The sequence below is a fragment of the Kitasatospora sp. NPDC001539 genome (genome assembly GCF_040298565.1).
Classification (GTDB): domain Bacteria; phylum Actinomycetota; class Actinomycetes; order Streptomycetales; family Streptomycetaceae; genus Kitasatospora.
The window spans coordinates 1-4,021 of the sequence record NZ_JBEPAK010000395.1; the positions used below are offsets into that span (position 1 = coordinate 1).

The 4,021-nt window shown below is 76.9% G+C and carries 3 protein-coding genes and 1 tRNA gene; all 4 read right to left on the minus strand.

Features of this window, described 5'->3' with window-relative positions; all coding sequences use genetic code 11:
• Positions 1-35: 35 nt before the first annotated feature.
• Positions 36-109: transfer RNA gene (locus ABT247_RS32300), tRNA-Met, on the minus strand.
• 85 nt (positions 110-194) lie between these two features.
• Complete coding sequence (locus tag ABT247_RS32305) at positions 195-1,574, minus strand: PrsW family intramembrane metalloprotease (protein ID WP_350749914.1); 1,380 nt, start codon at positions 1,572-1,574, stop codon at positions 195-197.
• 116 nt (positions 1,575-1,690) lie between these two features.
• Entirely contained in the window at positions 1,691-2,476 is a 786-nt protein-coding gene (trmB, locus tag ABT247_RS32310) for a tRNA (guanosine(46)-N7)-methyltransferase TrmB (protein ID WP_392896060.1), read from the minus strand.
• Between the two features lie 100 nt (positions 2,477-2,576).
• Positions 2,577-3,812: an L-2-hydroxyglutarate dehydrogenase gene (lhgD, locus tag ABT247_RS32315; RefSeq protein WP_350749918.1), complete on the minus strand. Its 1,236-nt coding sequence runs from the start codon at positions 3,810-3,812 to the stop codon at positions 2,577-2,579.
• Positions 3,813-4,021: the final 209 nt, after the last annotated feature.

Sequence of the window (4,021 nt, forward strand, 5' to 3'; positions counted from 1 at the left end):
GGAGGAAGAATCCTCCGGGCCCTTCGGCTACTGAGTAGCGGGGACAGGATTTGAACCTGCGACCTCTGGGTTATGAGCCCAGCGAGCTACCGAGCTGCTCCACCCCGCGTCGGTGAACACAACGATACGGGGAAGTCGCGGATATGGGAAATCGGTTCTCCTGGCGGCTCCGGGCGGGGCCTCGGCGCGCGGCCTCAGGGCGCTCCCGCGGGCGGTCGCCCGTGCCGTGGGGCGTGCCGGGCGGCGCGGGACCTCGCCCAGGCGGCGAAGCAGACCAGCGCGGCGAAGCAGGGCACCATCAGCATCCCGTAGACCATCAGGAACCCGTCCGTCCCGAGGTCGGCCGCGGCGTTCCAGGTCCCGTGCAGCACCATCGCCAGCAGCAGGCCGCCGGGTGCGGCCAGCCGGGCCAGCCAGCGCCGCCCGGTGGTCAGGGCGACGGCCAGGCCGATCCCGGTGAGCGCGGTGAACAGCGGATGGGCGAAGGGGGAGAGCAGGGCGCGCAGCACGAAGGTCTGCACGGTGCTGTCGAAGTCCCGCAGGCTGGGCCGGTCGCCCAGGCCGATGCTGTCGAGCCGGTTCCGCTGGTCGGTGGTGAAGGCCCGGCCCAGGTAGAGGGCGTTCTCGACGAAGGCGAAGCCGCAGGCCGTCATCCCGCCGAGCACCACCCCGGCGGCCAGGGTGCGGGGCCGGGAGCGGCGGTGCGGGGTGCCGGGGGAGGGCGGGGCCGGGCGGAGGTACGGCAGCGGCCGCAGGTACGGGCGGAGCCCCAGTCGGCTCCGGGCGTGCGGCCCGGCCGGGCGGCGCTGGTAGGGGCGGGTGCGCCCCGGCGCGGGGGGCCGGTGCAGCAGTGGCGCGCAGGGGCGGCCGGTGCGGCGGCCGCGGCAGGACAGCCGTCGGCCGAGCGGCAGCAGCAGCACCAGCAGGGCGGTGGCCTTGGCGCTCTCCTCGATCAGCGGGGTGGCGATCCCGGTGCCGAGCAGCCGCCCGAGCGGGCCCGGGTGCGCGGTCAGGTAGTCGGCGGTCCAGTTGTTGGCGAGGATCGCAATCGTGGTGGCCGCGCAGGCGCCCCAGCCGAGGCAGAACACGGTGTGCCGCAGCGGCACCCGGGCGGTGAGGTTGAGCCAGGCCAGGCCGCCGAGCACGAAGGGCAGCGGCACCATCGCCAGGCCGAGGCCGACCAGCAGTCCGACCGTGCCGGTCTGCCGCTGGACCAGGTGCAGGATCAGCACCCCGCAGCCGACCAGGGTCAGCACGGCGGTGGCGGTGACGGCGGGCAGCGCCATCCCTCCTGCTCGGCCGGGCGGCCCGGCGGTCCCGGCGGAGCGTACGGCGGTCCCGGCGGGGCGTACGGGCTCCCCCGGCCGGCGGAAGCCGACGGCCGCGGTGGAACCGGCGGCCGCGGGCGCGGCGGTGGCGGGTGGTGATCCGGTCGGCCGGGGCAGCAGCCGACGGGCCCGGCGCTCCCGGGGCCCCGGGATGGTCCGGGTGTCACCGGTGCGCTGGACCGTCCCCGGTGCGTCGGCGGCGGCACGGGCGGACGTCCGGAACCCGCCGCCGGACGGGCTGCCCATGCGGCTCAGGGTAGGCCACGGCGCCCGTCCGTCGGGAGGAGTCGGGACGAACCGCTCGCGGGCCGCGCCCCGGACCGCTCAGCGGGCCGCCGCCCGTTCGAACGGCGGCCGGCGGTTCAGCGGCGGCGGAACAGCAGGTCGTGGACCACGTGGCCCTTGGCGATCCCGGCGCGCTCGAACTTGGTGACGGGCCGCCAGGCCGGTCGCGGCGCGTAACCGGGGATGCTGCCGTCCGGGTGGTCCGCGGGCTCCAGCCAGCCGCTGCCGTCGCCCTCGGGGTGCAGGTTCTCCAGCTCCGGCGAGGCGGACAGCACGGCCAGCATCTGCTCCGCGTACGGCTCCCAGTCGGTCGCGCAGTGCACCAGGGCGCCGGGGGCGAGCCGGGGGAGCACCAGGTCGAGGAAGGACGGCTGGATCAGCCGGCGCTTGTGGTGCTTCGGCTTGGGCCACGGGTCGGCGAAGTAGACCCGCAGTCCGGCCAGCGAGGCGTCCGGCAGCATGTCGCGCAGCAGGATGACCGCGTCACCGGCGGCCAGCCGCACGTTCTGCGAGCCGTCGCGCTCCAGCAGGCCGAGCAGGTTGCCGTGGCCGGGGGTGTGCACGTCGGCGGCGAGGATGCCCATGGACGGGTCGGCGGCGGCCATCGCGGCGGTGGTCTCGCCCATGCCGAAGCCGATCTCCAGGGTGACCGGCAGGCCGCCGAACAGTTCCCGCAGGTCCAGCGGGCTGCCGTCGATGGCGATGCCGTACGTCTCCCAGCCGCGGTCCAGGGCGCCCGCCTGGGCGTTGGTCATCCGGCCCCGGCGCGGCTGGAAGCTGCGGATGCGCCGCTCGCGGTGCTGGGCCTCGGTGGCCTTGTGCGGGTACATCGGCGCGGGGTAGGCGGCCGGCGCGGCGGACATCCGGGCGGACGGCGATTGCTGGGGGATCGGGGCGGTGGCAGTCACAATCCCCCGAGTCTACGGGGCCGGGCGGGGCGCCCGCCGAGGTGTGTGACGGGGCTCATCCGCCCGCCTCCAGGGCGGCCAGCGCCCGGCGGGCCACCTCCCGGCCGATCGGCAGCGAGGCCGTCGCGGCGGGGGACGGCGCGTTCAGCACGTGGACGGTGCGGCGCGGGGAGCCCGGGTCGTCCGGGTCGAAGCCGGCGAACGCGAAGTCGTCCAGCAGCGAGCCGTCCCGGGCCACCGCCTGGGCCCGGACCCCGGCGGCGGTCGGCACCAGGTCGGCGGCGGTCACCGCGGGCAGCAGGCGCTGGACGGCCGCGGTGAACGCCCGCTTGGAGAGCGAGCGGTGCAGTTCGCCGACTTCCTGGCGCCAGTGCCGGCGCAGGATCCGCCAGGTGCCGGGGAAGGCGAGGGTGTCGGCGAGGTCGCGCGGGCGGACGGTGCGCCGGTCGTAGCCCTCGCGGGCCAGCGCGGGCACCGCGTTCGGGCCGACGTGGACGTCCCCGTGGACGCCCCGGGTGAGGTGCACGCCGAGGAAGGGGAAGGCCGGGTCCGGCACGGGGTAGACCAGGCCGCGCACCAGCTCCCTTCGCTCCGCGGTGAGTTCGTAGTACTCGCCGCGGAACGGCACGATCCGCACCCCGGGGTCGTCCCCGGCCAGCCGGGCGATCCGGTCGCTGTGCAGTCCGGCGCAGTTCACCAGCACCCGGGCGCGCAGCTCCCCGTCCGCGGTGCCGACCGTCACGGCGTCCCTGCGTCTGGCCACCGTCCGCACCTCCGTGCCGGGCCGCAGGTCGGCGCCGGCCTCCCGGGCCAGCCGGGCGTACGCCGTCGCGACCGCCGGGAAGTCGCAGATGCCGGTCGTCGCGACGTGCAGCCCCGCCAGGCCGGCGACCTCCGGCTCGTACCGGGCGATCCCGGCCCGGTCCAGCTCGGTCACCGGGATTCCGTTCGCCCGCCCCCGCCCGGCGAGCGCGGCCAGCCGGGGCAGCTCGGCGGCGTCGGTGGCCACGATCAGCTTGCCGGTCACCTCGTACGGGACGCCGTGCTCGCGGCAGAACTCCACCAGCTCGGCGGCGCCCGCGACGGCGAAGCGGGCCTTGTACGAGCCGGGGCGGTAGTAGACGCCGCTGTGGATCACCCCGCTGTTGCGCCCGGTCTGGTGCGCCGCGAAGCCGGGTTCCTTCTCCAGTACGGCGAGCCGCAGGCCGGGCCGGGCCTTGGTCAGCGCGTGGGCGGTGGCCAGGCCGACGATCCCGCCGCCCACCACCACGACGTCGAACTCGCCTGCCACCTCGCGCTCCCGCCTGCCGCCCAAGCCCGCTGTCCGCCGCCGATGCTGCCACGGGGGCGGGCGGGGGTCGAGGGGGCCAGGAGGCGTTCGGTGCCGCGGCGCCGGCGTCGCCCGGCGCGTCGGTCGGCCCGTGAAGGCTCCGCCGCGCGGGCAGGGGCCGGCCGGGGTGGGCGGCGGTGTGTCGCCGCCGCCCCCCCCCGGACGGCGGA